This is a genomic window from Pseudomonas sp. LAIL14HWK12:I7 (genome assembly GCF_000483465.1).
Lineage (GTDB): Bacteria > Pseudomonadota > Gammaproteobacteria > Pseudomonadales > Pseudomonadaceae > Aquipseudomonas > Aquipseudomonas kermanshahensis.
The window spans coordinates 454,924-473,300 of sequence record NZ_AXYZ01000004.1; the positions used below are offsets into that span (position 1 = coordinate 454,924).

Annotated in this window: 17 protein-coding genes; all 17 read right to left on the bottom strand. The window is 61.4% G+C overall.

The window, feature by feature from the left end; genetic code table 11:
• Positions 1-83: 83 nt before the first annotated feature.
• Positions 84-1,559, bottom strand: coding sequence for a transcriptional regulator FleQ (gene fleQ / locus D886_RS0106040; protein WP_027593036.1), 1,476 nt, complete (start codon positions 1,557-1,559; stop codon positions 84-86).
• 168 nt (positions 1,560-1,727) lie between these two features.
• Complete coding sequence (locus D886_RS0106045) at positions 1,728-2,021, bottom strand: hypothetical protein (protein ID WP_027593037.1); 294 nt, start codon at positions 2,019-2,021, stop codon at positions 1,728-1,730.
• A 16-nt stretch (positions 2,022-2,037) separates the two neighbouring features.
• Entirely contained in the window at positions 2,038-2,433 is a 396-nt protein-coding gene (gene fliS / locus D886_RS0106050; protein WP_027593038.1) for a flagellar export chaperone FliS, read from the bottom strand.
• A 78-nt stretch (positions 2,434-2,511) separates the two neighbouring features.
• Complete coding sequence (fliD, locus tag D886_RS0106055) at positions 2,512-3,867, bottom strand: flagellar filament capping protein FliD (RefSeq protein ID WP_027593039.1); 1,356 nt, start codon at positions 3,865-3,867, stop codon at positions 2,512-2,514.
• Positions 3,868-3,946: 79 nt separating this feature from the next.
• Positions 3,947-4,297, bottom strand: a complete 351-nt coding sequence (locus tag D886_RS0106060) for a flagellar protein FlaG (RefSeq protein ID WP_027593040.1) — start codon at positions 4,295-4,297, stop codon at positions 3,947-3,949.
• A gap of 76 nt (positions 4,298-4,373) precedes the next feature.
• Entirely contained in the window at positions 4,374-6,065 is a 1,692-nt protein-coding gene (locus tag D886_RS0106065) for a flagellin (protein ID WP_027593041.1), read from the bottom strand.
• Between the two features lie 292 nt (positions 6,066-6,357).
• Positions 6,358-7,287: a ketoacyl-ACP synthase III gene (locus tag D886_RS0106070; protein ID WP_027593042.1), complete on the bottom strand. Its 930-nt coding sequence runs from the start codon at positions 7,285-7,287 to the stop codon at positions 6,358-6,360.
• A 294-nt stretch (positions 7,288-7,581) separates the two neighbouring features.
• The gene (locus D886_RS0106075) at positions 7,582-9,147 is read right to left on the bottom strand and encodes a flagellar hook-associated protein 3 (RefSeq protein WP_027593043.1); all 1,566 of its coding nucleotides are present in this window, start codon (positions 9,145-9,147) and stop codon (positions 7,582-7,584) included.
• Positions 9,148-9,159: 12 nt separating this feature from the next.
• Positions 9,160-11,202: a flagellar hook-associated protein FlgK gene (gene flgK, locus D886_RS0106080; protein WP_027593044.1), complete on the bottom strand. Its 2,043-nt coding sequence runs from the start codon at positions 11,200-11,202 to the stop codon at positions 9,160-9,162.
• A gap of 10 nt (positions 11,203-11,212) precedes the next feature.
• Entirely contained in the window at positions 11,213-12,367 is a 1,155-nt protein-coding gene (gene flgJ, locus D886_RS0106085; protein WP_027593045.1) for a flagellar assembly peptidoglycan hydrolase FlgJ, read from the bottom strand.
• 11 nt (positions 12,368-12,378) lie between these two features.
• The gene (locus D886_RS0106090; protein WP_027593046.1) at positions 12,379-13,488 is read right to left on the bottom strand and encodes a flagellar basal body P-ring protein FlgI; all 1,110 of its coding nucleotides are present in this window, start codon (positions 13,486-13,488) and stop codon (positions 12,379-12,381) included.
• A gap of 12 nt (positions 13,489-13,500) precedes the next feature.
• Positions 13,501-14,196 carry a flagellar basal body L-ring protein FlgH gene (gene flgH / locus D886_RS0106095; protein ID WP_016488460.1) on the bottom strand — a complete coding sequence of 232 codons (696 nt, stop codon included), beginning with the start codon at positions 14,194-14,196 and terminating at the stop codon, positions 13,501-13,503.
• 48 nt (positions 14,197-14,244) lie between these two features.
• Positions 14,245-15,030, bottom strand: coding sequence for a flagellar basal-body rod protein FlgG (flgG, locus tag D886_RS0106100; RefSeq protein WP_027593047.1), 786 nt, complete (start codon positions 15,028-15,030; stop codon positions 14,245-14,247).
• Positions 15,031-15,076: 46 nt separating this feature from the next.
• On the bottom strand, positions 15,077-15,817 hold the full coding sequence (locus D886_RS0106105; protein ID WP_027593048.1) for a flagellar basal body rod protein FlgF: 741 nt from the start codon (positions 15,815-15,817) through the stop codon (positions 15,077-15,079).
• Between the two features lie 159 nt (positions 15,818-15,976).
• Entirely contained in the window at positions 15,977-16,168 is a 192-nt protein-coding gene (locus D886_RS0106110) for a hypothetical protein (RefSeq protein WP_027593049.1), read from the bottom strand.
• A 154-nt stretch (positions 16,169-16,322) separates the two neighbouring features.
• On the bottom strand, positions 16,323-17,645 hold the full coding sequence (gene flgE / locus D886_RS0106115) for a flagellar hook protein FlgE (protein ID WP_027593050.1): 1,323 nt from the start codon (positions 17,643-17,645) through the stop codon (positions 16,323-16,325).
• Positions 17,646-17,672: 27 nt separating this feature from the next.
• Positions 17,673-18,374 (bottom strand): flagellar hook assembly protein FlgD, encoded by a 702-nt coding sequence (gene flgD / locus D886_RS0106120; protein ID WP_027593051.1) that lies wholly within the window; start codon positions 18,372-18,374, stop codon positions 17,673-17,675.
• Positions 18,375-18,377 lie beyond the last annotated feature (3 nt).

An 18,377-nucleotide genomic window follows, 5' to 3' on the forward strand; every position in this document is an offset into this window, starting at 1 on the left:
TTCTGTGCTGCCACCGGCCTCTTCGCAGCACAAGGCTGCTCCTACACGGGTTTACCGACTGCCTGAAACAGGCGCAAAGGGGGTCAACCCTCTGCCTGTTCCTCGCCACCCTGACGGCTCATACCGTACTTGCGCATCTTCTCGACCAGCGTGGTACGGCGGATACGCAAACGTTCAGCCGCGCGCGCAACGATACCGTTGGCATCGTCCAGCGCCTGCTGGATCAGGCCCTGCTCCAGGCTGCCCAGGTAGTCCTTGAGGTCAAGGCCTTCGGGCGGCAGCATCGCGGGGTTGGCGAAGTTGGGTGCATGGCCGTTGATGGCCACGCGCTCTTCGAGATCACTGCGCAAGTGGTCGACCATCTGCTCGTCTTCATCATCGACGTAGCGGAATTTTTTCGGCAGTTCGGACACGCCGATCACCCCGTACGGGTGCATGATCGCCATGCGCTCGACCAGGTTGGCCAGCTCGCGCACGTTGCCCGGCCAGCCATGCCGGCACAGCGACATGATCGAGGCCGAGTTGAACCGGATCGAACCGCGCTTCTCGTGCTCCATGCGCGAGATCAGCTCGTTCATCAGCAACGGGATGTCTTCCACCCGCTCACGCAGGGGCGCCATCTCGATGGGGAAGACGTTCAGGCGGTAGTACAGGTCTTCGCGGAACGTCCCATCCTCGATCATGCTTTCGAGGTTTTTGTGGGTCGCGGCGATAATGCGCACGTCGATGCTCTGGGTCTTGTTGCTGCCCACGCGCTCGAAGGTGCGTTCCTGCAACACGCGCAGCAGCTTGACCTGCATCGGCAGCGGCATGTCGCCGATCTCGTCGAGGAACAGGGTGCCACCGTTGGCCAGCTCGAAACGCCCGGCACGGCTGGTGATGGCACCGGTAAAGGCGCCCTTCTCGTGGCCGAACAGTTCGCTTTCCAGCAGCTCGGCCGGGATCGCGCCGCAGTTGACCGGCACGAACGGCGCATCGCGGCGCTTGGAGTGGTAGTGCAGGTTGCGCGCCACCACCTCTTTGCCGGTGCCCGACTCGCCGAGGATCAACACGCTGGCATCGGTGTCCGCCACTTGCTGCATCATCTGCCGCACATGCTGGATGGCGCGGCTGGTGCCGACCAAGCTGCGGAACAGGTTCGGCTCGCGCTGGCGCCCGCGCTCGCGTGCCTGGTCGTACATCTCGCGATAGACCTGGGCACGGTGCAGCGAATCGAGCAACTGGCTGTAGCTCGGCGGCATTTCGAGGTTGGAGAGGACCCGACGGCGAAGCTCTTCCGGCAACTCTGCAGAAGAAATTTCACCTAAAAGCAGCACCGGAAGGAACTCATCCCACCCGGCCACTGTCTTAAGGAGCCCAAGGAGATTGCCCGGAGCATTCACGGCACCGACAAGTACGCACAGCACTTCCCGGCTCGAAGACAACGATTCCACCGCCTGCTGCCAGTCCTGGCTCGAGCACGCGAGGTTTTCTTCGCCTAGAAAATTCAGGACCACCGCCAGATCGCGGCGGCGGGCGCTGTCGTCATCGATCAGAAGAATCTTGGTTTCACGCCACATGCAATAGCAACTTCCCTAGTCATATCGGCGCCCTGTGGGGCGTGCTCGACATCATTCCGACTGAATGGTCAGTGTTCGGACGTCTGAAATTCGAAAACAGCCACTAGTAAAGTCAAAAACTTAGAAGCAGTCAAATTTATGGCGCCGAGCTTTGCGTTCTGCTCAGCGTCAGCTGAACAGATGGTATACCTTTGTGGCCTGTTTCGCTTGATTGATATTGGACATTTGCTGGACTAAAGATTGACGTTCGTCACTTGCAACGTCGATTAGTTGGCGATAAACGTCCATCAGCGCTTCGAGGTTCACCCGAACCGCCGCCTCATCCTCCACCGCCCCTTGCAGCAATTCGTCCATCTGCGCCCTGCAGGCCAGGTCTAGCTCGCCAATGGCGGCCCAGTCGCGCGCTTGCAGTGCCTCGTTCAGGGCCTGACGGGTGTCTTCGATTCGCTGCAACGCGTTCATGTGGCCTCCTGGCGTGTCACTGCTCGGCTGTGGCGATGGCATCCCAACCGCTTTTCACGGTGATCATCAGCTGGGCGACTTCGTCGATGATGGCGGGATCGCTGTCCAGGTTGGCCTGGATCAGACGGGTGGCCATGTAGGCATACAGGCTATCGAGACGGTCCAGTTCGTCTGGGTTGTCGGTCTTTTCCTTGTCCAGCCCTTCACGCAGGCCACCGATGATGTCGATCGCCTTGCCCAGCATCACACCCTTCTGCGCCACGTCGCCGCGGCTGATCGCGCCCTTGGCCTGGGCCATACGGTCCAGCGAACCTTCCATCAGCATCTGCACCAGGCGGTGCGGGGTCGCTTCGGAGATCTGGGCGTGGGAATTGACCTTCTGGTACTGGCGAAGGGCTCTCATCGGGTGCATGGGGGATCCTCAGTGAACGGGGCAGAACAGTGGCCGTATACCTAGGTAATCGGCCCTGAGCTGGATTTCTTTAGGCGATCAATCGTCGCTGTTGGACTTGTTGAGCGCGTTTAGCGTGGTCATCACGCTGTCGCTGGTCGCCTTGAGCTTGGCCACCAGGGTGTCCATGGCGTTGTACTTCTTGGTCAGGGTGTCGGTCAGCGACTCAATACGGCGATCAAGCGCGGTCTGCGACTCTTCCAACTGCTTGAGCTGGGTGGTCAGGCTCGCCTGGCGCGACGCGAGGATACCCCCTGTCTTGGCGTACTCTTCAGTGGCCGCGGTCATGCGGCTGAGCAGGCCTTCCTTACCGACGAACAGGCCACTGATGTCAGCGCCCATCGTTTTGACTGCGGCATCCCACTTGTCGTTGTTGAGCTCAAGCAACCCCGTCTTCTGTACGGTATTGATGCCTAGCTGCGACAGCGTACGCAGGCCACCGGTACCCACACTGCGGGTGAGCTCGCTACGGATTGAGCTGACCAGCGAACGCATGGTCGCATCCCCTGTCAGCGATGCACCCGAGGCGCTGCTGTCGTCGGCGCCCGTGGTGACCTTGGTCTGCGCATTGATGGTCGTCATCAAGGCGTTATAAGCGGTCACGAAGGACTGCACCGAGGTTTTCAAGGTGTCGTTGTTGCTCGCCACCACAAGGCTCGACTTGCCTTCTTTGACCAGGGTGATGTCCACGCCACTGACCGCACCGGTTACGGTGTTGGAAGCCGATTCCAGCTCGAGGCCGTCGAGCTTGTACTTGGCATTCTGCGGCTCTGCAATGGTCGTCACACCGGTGGCCATGTCGGCGGTGCCACCCAAGGTCAGCTCGGTGCCATCACCCATTTTGGTCGACGAGAAGATCAGCCGCGAACCACTGGCGTCAGTGACGATGTTGGCCGTGATGCCCTTGGATTGCAGCTGATCGTTGATCGAGTCGCGCGCCTGCTGCAGCGTTGCACCCGCAGCGATGGACACGTTGTGCGTGGCATTGCCCTGGCTAATGGTCAAGGTTTGCGACTCGCCGGAATCGTTGACGATGGTCGAGGTGTTCTTGTAAACCTGAGTCGAAATCTTGGATGCCGTTGCCAGCTGGGTCACTTCAAGCGAGTACGTGCCCGACGACGCGCCATCACCCAATTTGATCTTGGCGATAGCTTCGTCAGACGACGACCCAGACAAACCATTGAAGCTCGCTGCGGTATTAAGCTTGGTCAGCGCCGCGCGGTACGTTTCCAGCGCACTTTTGATCGTACCGATGGCCGACAAGGTGGTGGTGGCGGTGGCGGTCTGATTATTGATCTGGGTTTGCTTGGGGGCTTTTTCTGCACCCGCCAACGCCGCAACAAGCTCGTCGATCTTTAGACCCGAACCCAGTCCGGTAATAGTAGAACTCGCCATCTTCACACTCCTTATCGGTGACCGTCGAAAATCCGACGAAAACGCGTCCGTGCGGCTTTACAACAAAAGCCGTGCCAACTCAGGCCTGGGTATCGAACAACAGGCTGTTGGCATCCTTCAGGTTTTCCGCCAGTTTCAGTGCCACTTCGGAGGGCAACTGGCGGATGACTTCGCCGCTCTGGCGGGCGATGACCTTGACGACCACCTGGCCGGTGGAGTCATCGATCGAAAAATCGAGTTGTCGCTCTGAAGCCTTGACGAAGTCCTGGATGGCATTGACTGCGGTTTCCAGGGTTTCTCGGGCTACAGGCTGGGATTCTGGCTTGGCAGGCTCGTTAGCCGCCAGCTCGTTCTCTTGCCGCTTGCTCGCTGTTGCTTCGGGAGCAGCGGAGGCGGGATAGGACAGGCCCAGTTTCACGCTCATATCCATTTCTGGCACCTCTTGTTCTCGGAAAGACGAAAGGGTACGTCACCGTACCCTTCGTCAAACTACTTAGCGATCAGGATCAGCCCAGCAGTTTCAGTACCGACGACGGCAGCTGGTTAGCCTGGGACAGGATCGCGGTGGAAGCCTGTTGCAGGGTTTGCTGCTTGGTCAGCTCGGCGGTTTCCGAAGCGAAGTCGGCGTCCTGCACACGGCTGCGGGCAGCGGTGGAGTTTTCCGAGATGCTGTTCAGGTTGGCAACGGTGCTGTCGAAGCGGTTTTGCACAGCACCCAGCTGAGCGCGCTGGCTGTCGATCTGAGCGATAGCGGCATCCAGAGCCTGGATGGCTTTCTGCGAATCGGCAGCAGTGGTGATGCTCAGGTTGGAAACGGTGGTTTCCTGGGTGATGGCTACGGTGCTGTTGGTGGTAGCCAGGCCCAGAGCGGCCAGACCGGTACCTTGGCTGCCGTCGGCAACGGTGATGTTTTCTTTCGAGAACAGCTTCAGGGTGTTGTCGGCGTTCTTGCTGGCGGTGACGCCGGTGCTCGCGGTGTTGATCGCCGAGATGATGCCGTCCAGGGTATCGCCCTTGGTGAACTTGACTTCAGTGCCGTTCAGGGAGATGGAGGTATCAGCGACCAGTTTGGCTTCGGTAGTACCGGCAGCCAGACCAACCTTGGCCAGCGCGCCTTGGCCAGCGGCACCGGTGCCGTTGGTCAGGTTGATGGCTTTGCCATCAGCGGAGCTCAGTTGCAGACGGCCTTCGGAGCTCAGGGTTGCCGCGACGCCGGTTGTAGCGGTTTCAGCGTTGATGGCAGCGAGCACATCAGACATATCTTGGCCAGCGGTTGCGCCGATTGCGGTGCCATTGATATTGAAGGAAATGTCGCTGTCGAAGCCCGCTGCAACGGTCGCAGTGGCGGCGAAGCCAGCAGTACCGCCACCGGTGGTGGCTGCAGTTGCAGTGAAGGTTGCCGACGAGCTCATGACGATATCGCCGTTGCCATCGATGGCCGCGGTTACGCCAGTGTTGGAGGCGGTGTTGGCAGCGTTGATCTTGCCGACAGTGGTAGCTGCAGTGTCGGTGTCATCGAGCGCAACAGCAGTGCCGTTCAGGGTCAGCGTAACAGTTTCACCAGCAGCAACGGGTGCGAAGGTTACAGGGTCAGCGCGGAAGGTAGAGGCGCTGGTAGCGACTGCACCCGTAACAACTGCGGACAGGTCAGTAGCAACACCATCAGTCTTGGCTTCGCTGAACGAGCCTTTCAGGCCAGTCGAGCTGATGTCGGTCATGCCGAACGAGATGGTTTCGTTAGCGCTGGAACCGATCTGGAAGCTGACGTTCTGGAACGAACCGTCGAGGACTTTACGGCCACCGAAGGTGGTGGTGTTAGCGATACGGGTCAGTTCGCCCGACAGCGCGGTGAATTCTTGTTGCAGGGAAGTACGGTCGTCATCGCTGTTCGAGCCGTTGGCGGACTGCAGGGACAGTTCGCGCATACGCTGCAGGATGCTGGTCGATTCTTGCATCGCGCCTTCAGCGGTCTGGGCGATGGAGATGCCGTCGTTGGCGTTTTTCACGGCAACGCTCAGGCCTTTAATTTGGCTGGTCAGACGGTTGCCGATCTGCAGGCCGGCGGCGTCGTCTTTGGCGCTGTTGATTTTCAGGCCGGAAGACAGGCGGGACATCGAAGTACCCAGCGCGTCGGAAGCACGGTTCAGGTTCTTCTGAACGCCCAAGGAGGTGATGTTAGTGTTAACGGTCAAAGCCATGACGAATTCCTCGTTGAATGGATACAGCGGCTTCCGGCCCTGGCAACCGCCGGGTGTGGCCTAGAGAACCTTCGTAATGGTTATCGTCGGGTGCGCGGGTTGCTTGAGGGGTTTTTCAAAAAAAAAATGGTGGCACGCTGCCAGCCCAGTGAAATCAGGGGGTTGAATTTTTTTTGGCGTCAAATTGTTGTGGGGCGGGAGGAGTTGAGGCAACGAGAGCCCTGTTTTCAGGCAGGCACAAAAAAAGCGCCGGGCGGTGGCCGCCGGGCGCTTTTTTTGAGGCTGCTGAGGGTCAGTCGCGATAGAGAATCGCCGAGCCCCACGACAGGCCCACACCGAACCCGCTGATCGCCACACGCTTCCAGTTACCGTCGAGCATGTGCTTCTGCAGCAGCAGCGGCACGCTGGACGACACGGTATTGCCGGTCTCGAGCATGTCCTTGACGAACTTCTCCGGGTTTTCTCCCTCGAAGCGGCGCGCCACGGCATCGACAATCGCCGCACTGCCCTGGTGGATGCAGAAGGCGTCGATATCCTTCGAGGTCAGCCCGCTGGCATCGAGCAGCTCATGCAGGTGCGCCGGCACTTTGATCAGGGCAAAGTTGAACACCTGGCGGCCGTTCATGAAGAACTTGCCGTCGTTGACCTTCAGGTGCTCCGCGCCGGAACCGTCAGTGCCAAAACGCGCCTGGCCCAGGTTCCACACTGCATTTTCGCCCATCCAGGTTGCCGTGGCGGCATCACCGAACAGCATGGTGGTGTTGCGGTCTTCCGGGTCGACGATTTTCGAGTACGGGTCGGCAGTGATCAGCAGGCCATTCTTCAGCCCTGCCGCTTCCATGAAGCCCTTGATCGCATACAGGCCATACACATAACCCGAGCAGCCCAGCGACACGTCGAACGCCGCCACGCGGGTCGACAGGCCGAGCTTGCTCTGGACGATGGCGGCCGTGTGCGGCAGGCCTTCTTCGTCACCGTTCTGGGTGACCACGATCAACGCATCGATCGATTGCGGATCAAGGTCAGGATTGGCGGCGAACAGGGCCTGGGCCGCTTCGACGCACAGGTCCGAGGTTTCTTGGTCTTCGGCCTTGCGCGGCAGGAAGGACGCGCCGATCTTGCCGAACATGAACTCTTCGTCCTTGCCGAACTTCGCACCCTGAACGTAGTTGTCCAGGCCAGCGGTGGGCACGTAACTCGCGATGCTTTTGATGCCAATCATTCTGGCTTCCCAATGAAAACAGCCAAAGACCACCACTCGATGAATTGAGGGCGCCAAATACCGGAGCGTCACCCCACAGGGGGCAAGCAAGGCCTGGCAGCCTCGCTCGAATGCAAACCGGTAACAAAATGCTGCAACAGCTGCTGCATAGAATACAGGGAAGATGACCGTTTTGACTCATTGGTCACATTGAAATGCTACGAAAGCCTGGCGGGGGGTGTGGAGACTGGAGGGTTTTGCGGGGGGATTGAGGGATTTGGGGGCGCTTTGCGCCCCCAAAATCTCACAGCAAGATCAAAGCTTGTTGAACAGGCTCAACTGCGAAATCCGCGCAAACGCCAGCTGCGAGGCCTCGAGCATCGCCTGTTGCAGGGTCAGCTGGATGGTCGCCGACGCCATGTCGGTGTCGCCAATGGCGCTCTGGGTGGTCTTGTTGGCCAGGCCCAGGCTGATGTTCTCCTGCTCCTGGATCTCCAGCGAGTTACCGCGCGCACCAATCGAACCGCGGGTAATGTCGATACGCTCGCGGGCACTGGCCAGGTTGGAAATCGCCGAGTCGGTGGCCGTCTTGAGCGCTGCCTGCGCCTCCGGGCTGTCGACTGGCTTGCCCAGCGCCGTGCGCAATTGGCCGAGGCTGTCGAGCACGTTCTGCGTGCGGTGCGTGTTGGCCGTCACCGAGAACTGGTCGCCCTCGCCGGGCGCACTGTCGAGCTGGAAGGTCACGCCCGCCACCGTAACCGCATTACCCGCCCCGACCGTACCGGAGGCCACTGGCTTGCTGTCGGCACTGTACGGCTGCGCATACAGCGAATACTCGGTCGCACTGGTGAACTTGATCACCGCGCCATTGCTAGGGAACGTGCTGCGATAGGCATCGGCATCGGTGATGCTGCTACCGGTAACCTGCGCGGTCGATGGGTTACCCGCACTGCGCGTAGCATTCAGGGTGTCGGGCTTGGCTTCGAGGGTGAACACATGGCCCGCCACCGCCGCGTCGGCATCGTCACCTTCCTGCAGGTTCAGGTTGATCTCGAAATCGACACCGCGCAGCGAAATCATCTTGCCGCCTTCGGTGTTGACGTCGAACTTGCCGTTGCTCGCGGTTTCGCTGGTGATGTCCTTGCCGGTGGCATCCTTGACGCTGTACTCGGTGGCACTGGTGAAGGTGATGGTGTACGGCTGGCCGCCGGCGAACTGGTTGTTGTAGGTGTTCGCCGAGGTCATCAGGCCACCGGACAACAGCACCTTGCCGTCATCCGGGGTCGGCGCCTGCAGGCTCGACTGCGTACGGCTGTTGTTGGTCGCCTGGTCAAAGATGCTGAAACCGCTGTCATTGGTCGCCAGGCTCAAGGTATCGGAAACCTGCAGGCTGAGCTGGGTCTGGTCACCCTGGTAGCTGTAGGTACCGTCGCTATTGCGCACGTAGGGCGGCGTTGACGACTTGGAGCCGCCGAACATGTAGTCGCCATTGGCGTCGCGGGAATTGAGCAGGCCGAAGACGTTCGCCTCGATCTCTTTGATCTCGCTGGCGATCGATGCGCGGTCGGCATCGCTCTTGCCACCGTTACCCGCCTCCAGCGCCAGCTCACTGGCACGCTGCAGGGCATCGTTGATGGTCGAGAGCACGCTCTCTTCCTGCAGCAGGGCATTCTTGACCGTGGTCATGTTGCCGTTGTACTGGTCCAGCAGCGCGCTTTGCTGCTGCAGCAACAGCAGGCGCGCGGCACCGACCGGGTCATCGCCCGCCGTCTGGATACGCGACTTGGACGTGATCTGCTCGGTGGTCTTGGCCGTGTCCGAGAAGTTCTTCGAGTAGGTGTTGGCGCTGGTCTCATAAAACTGAGCAGTAGAAATACGCACGGCCAGCACTCCTTAAAGGGCGTTGATCAAGGTCGAAAAGGTTTCTTGCGCCGCCTTGATGATCTGCGACGACGCGGTGTAGTAATGCTGGAACTTCACCAGGCTGGCCGCCTCGTCATCGAGGTTGACCCCCGACACCGCACTGCGGCTTTCGGCGGCGGACTTGAACACGGCCTGGGTCGCGGTGGTGTCGATGGCGGCCTGGCTGGCCTTGGCCCCCACGCGCTCGACCAGCGAGGCGTAGGCCGAGGTGAAGCTGGTGCCACCGCCAGAGCCGGTGGCCACGGTCGATTTGGTCTGCAGCTCCAGCAGCGAGGTAGCGTTGCGGTTGTCGGCCTTGCCGTCGGCATTGAACGACAGGGTAAAGCTGTCGTTGGCAGACGGGCTGCCGCCGATGGTGGTCTCGACATTGAAACTGCGCGGCTTGCCGTCGCCATCAAGGATCGGCTGGCCAGCGGCATCGAGCATTGGCACGGCGACGGACAATTTGTTGTCCTGCCCAGGCACCACGCTGCCGGTGCCGATCTGCGTGCCCTTGGCATCGAACAGCTTGTAGCCTTGGGAACCGCCGTTGGCGGCGTCGAACACCACACGCACCGGCATCGAGTCGCGAATCGCCTGCTGCACCAGCGCTGTATCGGCACCGCCGTAGATGTCCAGCGAGTCGCCCAACACCGGCTGGGTGATGGTGCCGGTGCCCCCGTTGCCGCTGCCCGCCGTGGCGCTGATCGGCCCGGCAAAGGCCAGCTTGTTGGCATCGGTCATGATGGTCGAGATGTTGCCCGCCGCGGAACGGGTCGGGATCACCTTGAAGCTGTCCCCCGCGGCCAGGCCTCCGCCCTTGAGCGCCAGGCTGAAGCCGTCGATCACCGGGGCCGGGTCGGCGTTCAGGTCGAAGCTGCCCATGTCGGTGCCATCGGAGCGGCGCACGCTGTACTGGTTGGCGCTGGTGAACTTCACTTCGTAGTCGTACGTGGTCAGCGCGCCGCTGTCGGCAATGGTCACATCGAGGTTGCCGGACCCGGCACTGTTGCTCGACGAAGCCAGGCTGCGCTGGGCCAATGCACTGGCGCTGTTGATGCTGGAGAACAGCGCGCTGCCGAATTGGGCGTTGGCATCCAGGCCTTGGCCCAGCTGGCTGTTGATGCTGTCAGCAACCACCAGGGCCACGCGGCCGAGCTCGTTCATCGACGGCATCAGCACATCCTGGCGGTAGCGCAGCAGGCCGCCGATCGTGCCACCGGTCACCACCGAGGTCACGTCAGAGCTGAACGACTCGTAGTTGATGCGCAGGCTGGCTTGGCTTTTGTCAGCCACGCCCGGCTGCACCGACAAGGTGTTGGCCTTGACCCCGGTGACCAGTGACTGGCCACTGCCCAAGTAGACGTCGTAGTTGCCGTCGCGCTCCTGCACCGTGACCCCGACCAACTCGTTGAGCTGGCGCACGGCTTCGCTGCGCGCATCCAGCAGGCTGTTAGGGGTATTGCCGGTGGCGGTGGCCGCGACGATCTGCTTGTTGTACTCGGCGATGTTGCTGGTGAGCTTGTTGACCTGGCCTGCGAGCGTGCCGAGCTGAGAGTTGATCGTTTCGTTCTGCTGGGTCAGCTGCGTGCCCACCGCATTGAAGCGGTTGCTCAGGGTTTGCGCCTGGGTCAGCAGCAACTGCCGCGAGGCGACATCACCCGGTGTGGCCGAAGCGGTCTGCAACGCCGAGAAGAACGCGGTCAGCACCGAGCTGATGCCGGTATCACGGTCGGCCAGCAATTTGTCGACGCTGGTGATCTGGTCCTGGAACGCCAGCGAGTCGGCCTGCAACGAGGTCGCGGTCTGCAACTGATTGTCCAGGTAGGCGCTGTAGATCCGGCGCACATCCGACAGCGTGGTGCCCGTACCCAGAAAACCCGCGCCCATATTGTGCGAGGGGCCCGCAACCTGAACCGCTTGCTGGCGCGAATAGCCACTGGTGGCGGCGTTGGCAATGTTGTTACTGGTTACCGACAGTGCCGCCTGGCTGGCACCCAGGCCACTCAGACCGATCGAAATCAGACTCGACATGTTTTAGTCCTTATAGATTCGTAGTTCTGCCAGCCATGGCGTATTGCGGGGTTGCTTGCATTTGCTGGGCGATGCTGATGATCTTCTTCGCATAGCCCGGGTCGGTCGCATAACCTGCTTTTTGCAGCTCTCTTGCAAACTGCTCAGGGTTATCGGCCGCGTCCAGCGCACCTTGATAGCGGGAATTGCCCTGTAACAGGTTCACCAGGTCATGGAAGCTGTCCTGGTAGGAATCGTACGAGCGGAACGCTGCGGTTTCCTTGACGAACTGGCCATCGCGGAACTCGCTGGTGATCGCCCTCGCCTGCTCGCCCTGCCAGTTGCCACTGGCCTTGATGCCGAACAAGTTGTGGCTGCTGCTGCCATCGGTGTTGCGCATGACCGACTTGCCCCAGCCCGTTTCCAGGGCCGCCTGGGCGACCAAGTAACGCGGGTCGATACCGATGCGCTTGGCGGCCTGCTCGGCCATCGGCAGCATGGTGGCGACAAAGGCGTCGCTGTCGGCGAAGGCCTTGTTCGGCGCCAGCGGCGGCTGGGCCACGGCACGCCCGACAATGCGCAGGCCGTTTTCTGGCACGGCGAAGGCCTTGGCCACTTGCTGGCCGTCACGGGCCGGCACGCTGGCGGTGTTGGTGGTCGCAGCCGACGGCACGATGCCTGCCAGCAGGCGGTCGGTGAGCTTGCTCGGCAAGGCCAGGCGCCGCGCATTGAGGGCCGCGACGTCATTGCGCGTTGCACTGGTCTGGGCGGCATGCGCGGGTTCGGCCACCTTGTTGCCCCACAGCGCCGGGCCACTGCCCTCGCTGCGCGGAAACGGGCTGGTGGCACCAGCCGTGCTCTTGCTCTTGGTCAACTGGCGCACCAGTACGTCCTGCAGGCCGATACCGCCCCCCTCGCGGGACATGCTCACGGCCAACTGCTGGTCATACATGTCGCGGTATTGCTTGACCGTCTCGGTGTTCATCGGGTTGTCGTCGGCCAGCACATCGCTGGCCTTGCGCGAGGCCTTGAGCATTTCGCTGATGAACAGCGACTCGAATTCCTGGGCCACCTTGCGCACGTTGGCTTCGCTGTCGCGGTCGCCGTGCTTGAGCGAACTCAGGCGGTTGAGGTCGGTGTAGGCGCCGCTGTCGGCACTGCCAGACACCAAGCTTTTGCTGTTCATGCGCGGCGTCCTCAGATCACGATCAGGTCGGCCTGCAAGGCGCCGGCCTGTTTCAGGGCTTCAAGGATCGCCATCAGGTCGCCGGGTGCCGCGCCGACCTGGTTCACCGCGCGGACGATTTCATCCAGCGTGGTACCCGGGCCGAACTTGAACATCGGCTTGGCTTCCTGCTCGGCGTTGACCCGCGAACGCGGCACCACGGCGGTCTGGCCGTTGGAGAACGCGCCCGGCTGGCTGACGATCGGGTCTTCGGTAATGGTCACGGTCAGGCTGCCGTGGGTGACCGCCGCCGGCGACACCTTGACGTTCTGGCCGATGACAATGGTGCCGGTACGCGAGTTGATGATGACTTTCGCCACGGCTTGGCCTGGGTCGATATCGAGGTTTTCCAGAATCGACAGGTAGTCCACGCGCTGGCTCGGGTCCATCGGCGCACTGACGCGTACCGACCCGCCATCCACGGCCTGAGCAACACCTGGGCCGAGCAGTTCATTGACCTTGTCGACGATACGCTTGGCCGTGGTGAAGTCCGGGCGGTTGAGGTTCAGGGTCAGGCTGTTGCCCTGGTTGAACCCGCTCGGCACCGACCGCTCAACGCTGGCGCCGCCAGGAATTCGCCCGGCCGACGGAACGTTGACGGTGATCTTCGAGCCGTCACGGCCTTCGGCATCGAAGCCGCCCACCACCAGGTTGCCCTGGGCGATGGCGTAGACGTTGCCATCGATACCCTTGAGCGGGGTCATCAGCAAGCTGCCGCCGCGCAGGCTCTTGGAGTTACCGATCGACGAAACGGTGATGTCCACCACCTGGCCCGGCTTGGCGAACGCCGGCAGGTCGGCATGCACCGACACCGCCGCGACGTTCTTCAACTGCACGTTGCCAGAACCGGCCGGCACCTTGATGCCGAACTGCGACAGCATGTTGTTGAAGGTCTGCAGGGTGAACGGCGTCTGGGTGGTCTGGTCACCCGTGCCGTTGAGCCCCACCACCAGGCCATAGCCGATCAGCTGGTTGGAACGCACGCCAGAGATGCTGGCGATGTCCTTCAAGCGCTCGGCCTGGGCCGCGAAGGCGCAGGACAGTAGCAGGGTTGCGGCAATCAGCTGCCTCACGTTGAACATGGTCATCCGTACTCAGAAAGGCCAAAGCGGGCTGATGAAGAAGCGGTCCAGCCACCCGGGCTGGCTGGCATCGGCAAACGAGCCGGTGCCCGAATAGGTGATGCGCGCATCGGCCACGCGGGTGGACGGCACGGTGTTGTCGGTGGCGATGTCATCGGCGCGGATCATGCCGGCAATGCGCACCAGCTCTTCACCGGTGTTCAGGGTCAGCCACTTCTCGCCGCGCACGGCGATGATGCCGTTGGGCAGCACTTCGGCCACGGTCACGGTGATCGAGCCGGTCAGGGTGTTGCCCTGGGTGGCCTTGCTGTCGCCCTTGGTGGCGCGCTCGCCGTTGTAACCGGCCTCCAGCGACAGGTCACCGCCGCCGAACGGGTTGTTGGTGTTGGGCGTGCTGCCGAACAGCGAGGTCAGGCCGATGTCGGCCTTGCTGTTCTTCTGGATCTGCGAACCGGCGTTCTTGCTGGCCGAGGTCTTCTCGTTAAGGGTGATGGTGATGATGTCACCGACCCGGAAGGCCTTGCGGTCGCTGTACAGGTTCTGTTCGAAACCGGCCTGGTAGATCGAACCGTTGTTGGCCGCCGCCGGCAACGGGGTGCGCGGCAACACCGGCGCATAGTACGGGTCGTTGGGCTTGGGCGTCGGCCCGACGCAACCTGCCAACAACACCGCTCCCCCCAGGGCGAAGACGGACAACAGACGATTCATGACGCTTACCTCACGGTGTATCTGGGCTACGGGGCCGGGATCAGGGGCTTACAGCTGCTGGGTGACGAACGACAGCATCTGGTCGGCGGTAGAGATGACTTTCGAGTTCATCTCGTAGGCACGCTGGGTGGTGATCATGTTCACCAGCTCTTCCACGGTGCTGACGTTGGAGTTTTCCAAGGTCTGCTGCAGGGTGGTGCCAAAGCCGTTCAGGCCTGGGGTGCCGACTTGCGGCGCGCCGCTGGCGGCGGTTTCCAGGAACAGGTTGTTGCCGATTGCCTGAAGGCCAGCAGGGTTGATGAAGTCGGCAGTCTGGAGATTGCCAATGACCTGAGCAGCCGGGTTACCGGCAGTGGTGATCGATACGGTACCGTCCTGGCCAACGGTGAACGTCTGTGCGTCATTCGGCACGACGATCGCAGGCTCCAACGCCAACCCATCGGCATTGACGATCTGGCCATCGGAATTCAGGTGAAAGGTGCCGTCACGGGTGTAGGAAACGGTGCCATCCGGCTGCAGAATCTGGAAGAAGCCACGCCCATTGACCGCCATGTCCAGCGGGTTTTCGGTGGTCTGCAGGCTGCCGGCGGTGAAGTTTTTCTGGGTGCCGACAATGCGCACACCGGTACCCACCTGCAGGCCCGAAGGCAGCTCGCTGTCTTGGGTCGACTGGGCGCCGGGTTGACGCTTGATCTGGTAGAGCAGGTCCTGGAATTCGGCGCGATCACGTTTGAAGCCGGTGGTCGAGACGTTGGCCAGGTTGTTGGAAATGACCGTCAGGTTGGTGTCCTGGGCGGACAGGCCGGTTTTAGCGACCCAAAGAGCCGGAAGCATGCTGTTCTCCTCGTGCGCCTGTTTTACGGCACCCGTTCAAATGTGATTAGCCGATTTGCAAAACCCGAGCCATGGCTTCGTCGCCTTCCTTGGCCGTGTTCATCATCTTGACGTGCAGTTCGAACTGACGGGACAACGCCAGCACCGAGGTCATTTCCTCGACGGCGTTGACGTTGCTGCCTTCCAGGAAGCCCGACACCACGCGCACGTTGACGTCGGCATCCGCCGGTTGGCCATTGGTGGTGTGGATCATGCCGTCCAGGCCCTTGGTCAGGCCTTTGATGTCGGGGTTGACCAGCTTGATGCGGTCGACCTCGGCCATCATGCGCGGGTCTTCGCCCATGGCGCGGATGCTGATGGTGCCGTCTTCACCTACTTCCACCTTTTGCTCCGGCGGAATGGCAATCGGGCCGCCGTTGCCGATCACCGGCATGCCGTTGCCAGCACGCAGCACGCCCAGGGCGTCGATGTTAAGGCTGCCGGTGCGCACGTAGGCTTCGCTGCCATCCGGTGCCTGTACAGCGATGAAACCTTTGCCGGTCACAGTCACGTCCAGCTCGCGGCCGGTCTCGACCATCGGGCCTTCGCTGAAGTCGGTGGCCGGGCGCTCGGTCATGGCAAAGGCGCGCGCCGGAAAGCTGTCGCCAAACACCGGCATCGAGCGCGCCTGCTCCAGGTCGCGCTGAAAGCCGTTGGTGGAAATGTTCGCCAGGTTGTTGGCATGGGCCTTCTGCGCCAGCGCGTTCTGGCTGGCGCCGGTCATGGCCACGTAAAGCATCTTGTCCACAGCATCTCCTATGCGCGTACCTGCCGCGCTGTCACTGAGCAGGGATAAGCAATAATCGAACCAGATCCGCAAACCAACGAATTCAGGGGTTGCAGCGCGCCGAGAGGCAAAAACCGTCAGTTTGTCGGCGGATGTTTGCCGCGAGCGGCAAGGCAGTGTTCAGTACGCGCGGCAACCGGCGTTGTTGTAGGGGCCGGAAAAGCGCATCCAGCCTTGGCCTGGATTGGTGGCCGAGCACATGAAACGGCCGGTGGTCAGGCTTTGCCATTGGTAGAAGGGGGCGGGGGCGGCGGCGAGTAAGGGGGCCATGGCGAGGATGGGGAGAATCGCTAGTAGCAGCAGCCTTTTCATGGGGTAAACCTTTGAAAAATCTGGGGCCGCTTTGCGGCCCATCGCCGGCAAGCCGGCTCCTACAGGGATCGCGTGGCCTGTAGGCGCTGGCTTGCCTGCGATGGGCTGCAAAGCAGCCCCAATTACAGAAAACAACACACCACACTAACCACCATCAGCTCATCTGGATGATGGTCTGCATGATGGTGCTTTCAGTGGAAATGGTCTTGGCGTTTGCCTGGTAGTTGCTCTGCGCCTTGATCAGGTTGACCAGCTCGCCGGTCAGGTCGACGTTCGAGTCTTCCAGCGCGCCGCCGGTGATCTGCCCCAGCGTCCCGGTATCCGGCTGGCCGACAACAGGCACGCCCGATGTGTAGGACTCTTTCCAGGCAGTGCCGCCCACCGGCGTCAGGCCTTGGAGGTTGGCGAAGTTGACCAGCGCGACCTGGCCGATCACCTTGTTCTCACCGTTGGTGAAGTTGGCGAACATGTTGCCGCTGGCATCGATGCTCAGGCCAGACAACTCACCCGTCGCAAAGCCATCCCCGCTCTTGGCGGTAGTCGCGGACGCGGCGTTGTATTGCGTGGTGGCGATCATGTCCAGCTTGACCCCGGAGGCATGCGCGTTGGCGCCGTTGGCCGCCCACACACCTGCAACTGTCTTCTGCGCCGGCACCCAGCCGTCCAAGTTGAAGGTCTTGTCGGCGTTGATGCTGAGCCCACCTGCCACTGCACCTTCGTTCATGAGCGCCGTGTCCAAGGTGCCGTCACTCTTGAATGGCAGCGTGTTTGCCAGCGGGGTGGTCGACGTCGGGTCGGCTGGGTTGCGGCCGTCGATGGTGGTGTACATGGTCCAGGAGTTAGTACCCTCATCCTTCATGAAGTACTGGTTCATCTGGTGCAGGTTGCCCTGGCTGTCATACACATCGGTGTTGAAGGTGTAGTTGTAGGTCTTGACGTTGCCCGGGTCGAACGGCGACTCGGCCGGGGCGGTATCGCTGGACTTGAGGTTGAGCGTCTCCGTGATGCGCCCGGTAGGGTTGGGCGTCAGGTTGGACGTGTCGATCTTCAGGTCAGTCAGCGCGCCTGGGACGACATTGCCATTGCCATCTACACCATACCCTTGCAGCTTGGCGCCCGACGAGCTGATGACATTGCCTTCCTTGTCGCTGTAGAACATGCCGGCACGGGTGTAGATCTTCGAGCCATTGTCATTCAGGGCGAAGAAGCCGTTGCCGTCGATCGCCATGTCCAGGGCTTGGCCGGTGCCGTTGATATTGCCCGGCGTGAACATCTGCGACACCGATGCGGTTCTCACACCAGTGCCGACGACCGTCTTGCCGCCACTGGTGCCGCGAATGGAGTTGGAGTACTGATCCGCGAACTCGGCGCGCGAAGCTTTGAAGCCGGTAGTGGCGACGTTGGCAATGTTGTTGCCAGTGACGTTCAGGGCCTTATTTGCTGCATTGAGGCCGCTAAGGCCGGTATTGAAAGACATGTGCTACTCCTGTCGTTAACTTAGGCCCTAGATGCCAATGGTTTGAACTTTGGACAGCGCGACGCTGCCCAGCCCGGCGAGGTTGAGCGTCATTTCGGCGCCGTTGGTACCCATGGTCACACTGGTGACCGTGGCCGGCAGGTTGGTGGTCATGGCCGTGGACGTGCCATCGATACTGGCGGTCGCCTTGAAGGTGTAGGTACCCGCCTCCAACGCCTCGCCGTCGTCGTCCAGGCCATCCCAGGTGAAGTCGGCCTTGCCGGCGGCCTGGGAGCCCAGGTCCAGGGTGCGCACCAGCTTGTCGTCTTTGTCATAAATGCCGACAGACGTGGCGGTACTCGACGAGGTCAGGTTGACCGACCCTTTCATCTCTTTGCTGGTGTCGACCAAGGCCTTGTCGGTCTGGACGATCACATTGCGCCCAACCAGCGACGAGGCCTGCAACGCCTGCGAAGACTGGAACGACCCGGCGATGTAGTTCACCGTGTCGTTCAGCGTCTGCATGCTTTCAAGGCTGCTGAACTGCGCCAGCTGCGCAACGAACTCGCCGTTTTCCTGCGGGTCGAGCGGGTTCTGGTTTTTCATCTGCGTTACCAGCAACTGCAGGAACGCATCCTTGCCCAGTGCACTGCCGGCAGCGCCGGTGCTGCTGTCGGTTTTGCTGGTCTGCTTTTGCAGCGAGGTCAGGTACGCGCTGCCGACGTCACTGGTGGAATTGGTCGTGGTCATGTC

What these genes read in the sequence shown, in the direction of transcription:
- D886_RS0106045 (WP_027593037.1), bottom strand. Translation starts at nt 2,021, where the DNA reads ATGAACGCGTTGCAGCGAATCGAAGACACCCGTCAGGCCCTGAACGAG.
- D886_RS0106070 (WP_027593042.1), bottom strand. Translation starts at nt 7,287, where the DNA reads ATGATTGGCATCAAAAGCATCGCGAGTTACGTGCCCACCGCTGGCCTG.
- D886_RS0106110 (WP_027593049.1), bottom strand. Translation starts at nt 16,168, where the DNA reads ATGAAAAGGCTGCTGCTACTAGCGATTCTCCCCATCCTCGCCATGGCC.
- flgJ (WP_027593045.1), bottom strand. Translation starts at nt 12,367, where the DNA reads ATGAACAGCAAAAGCTTGGTGTCTGGCAGTGCCGACAGCGGCGCCTAC.
- flgD (WP_027593051.1), bottom strand. Translation starts at nt 18,374, where the DNA reads ATGACCACGACCAATTCCACCAGTGACGTCGGCAGCGCGTACCTGACC.
- flgH (WP_016488460.1), bottom strand. Translation starts at nt 14,196, where the DNA reads ATGAATCGTCTGTTGTCCGTCTTCGCCCTGGGGGGAGCGGTGTTGTTG.
- fliD (WP_027593039.1), bottom strand. Translation starts at nt 3,867, where the DNA reads ATGGCGAGTTCTACTATTACCGGACTGGGTTCGGGTCTAAAGATCGAC.
- D886_RS0106090 (WP_027593046.1), bottom strand. Translation starts at nt 13,488, where the DNA reads ATGTTCAACGTGAGGCAGCTGATTGCCGCAACCCTGCTACTGTCCTGC.
- D886_RS0106065 (WP_027593041.1), bottom strand. Translation starts at nt 6,065, where the DNA reads ATGGCTTTGACCGTTAACACTAACATCACCTCCTTGGGCGTTCAGAAG.
- fliS (WP_027593038.1), bottom strand. Translation starts at nt 2,433, where the DNA reads ATGCACCCGATGAGAGCCCTTCGCCAGTACCAGAAGGTCAATTCCCAC.
- D886_RS0106060 (WP_027593040.1), bottom strand. Translation starts at nt 4,297, where the DNA reads ATGGATATGAGCGTGAAACTGGGCCTGTCCTATCCCGCCTCCGCTGCT.
- flgE (WP_027593050.1), bottom strand. Translation starts at nt 17,645, where the DNA reads ATGTCTTTCAATACCGGCCTTAGCGGCCTCAATGCAGCAAATAAGGCC.
- flgG (WP_027593047.1), bottom strand. Translation starts at nt 15,030, where the DNA reads ATGCTTCCGGCTCTTTGGGTCGCTAAAACCGGCCTGTCCGCCCAGGAC.
- fleQ (WP_027593036.1), bottom strand. Translation starts at nt 1,559, where the DNA reads ATGTGGCGTGAAACCAAGATTCTTCTGATCGATGACGACAGCGCCCGC.
- flgK (WP_027593044.1), bottom strand. Translation starts at nt 11,202, where the DNA reads ATGTCGAGTCTGATTTCGATCGGTCTGAGTGGCCTGGGTGCCAGCCAG.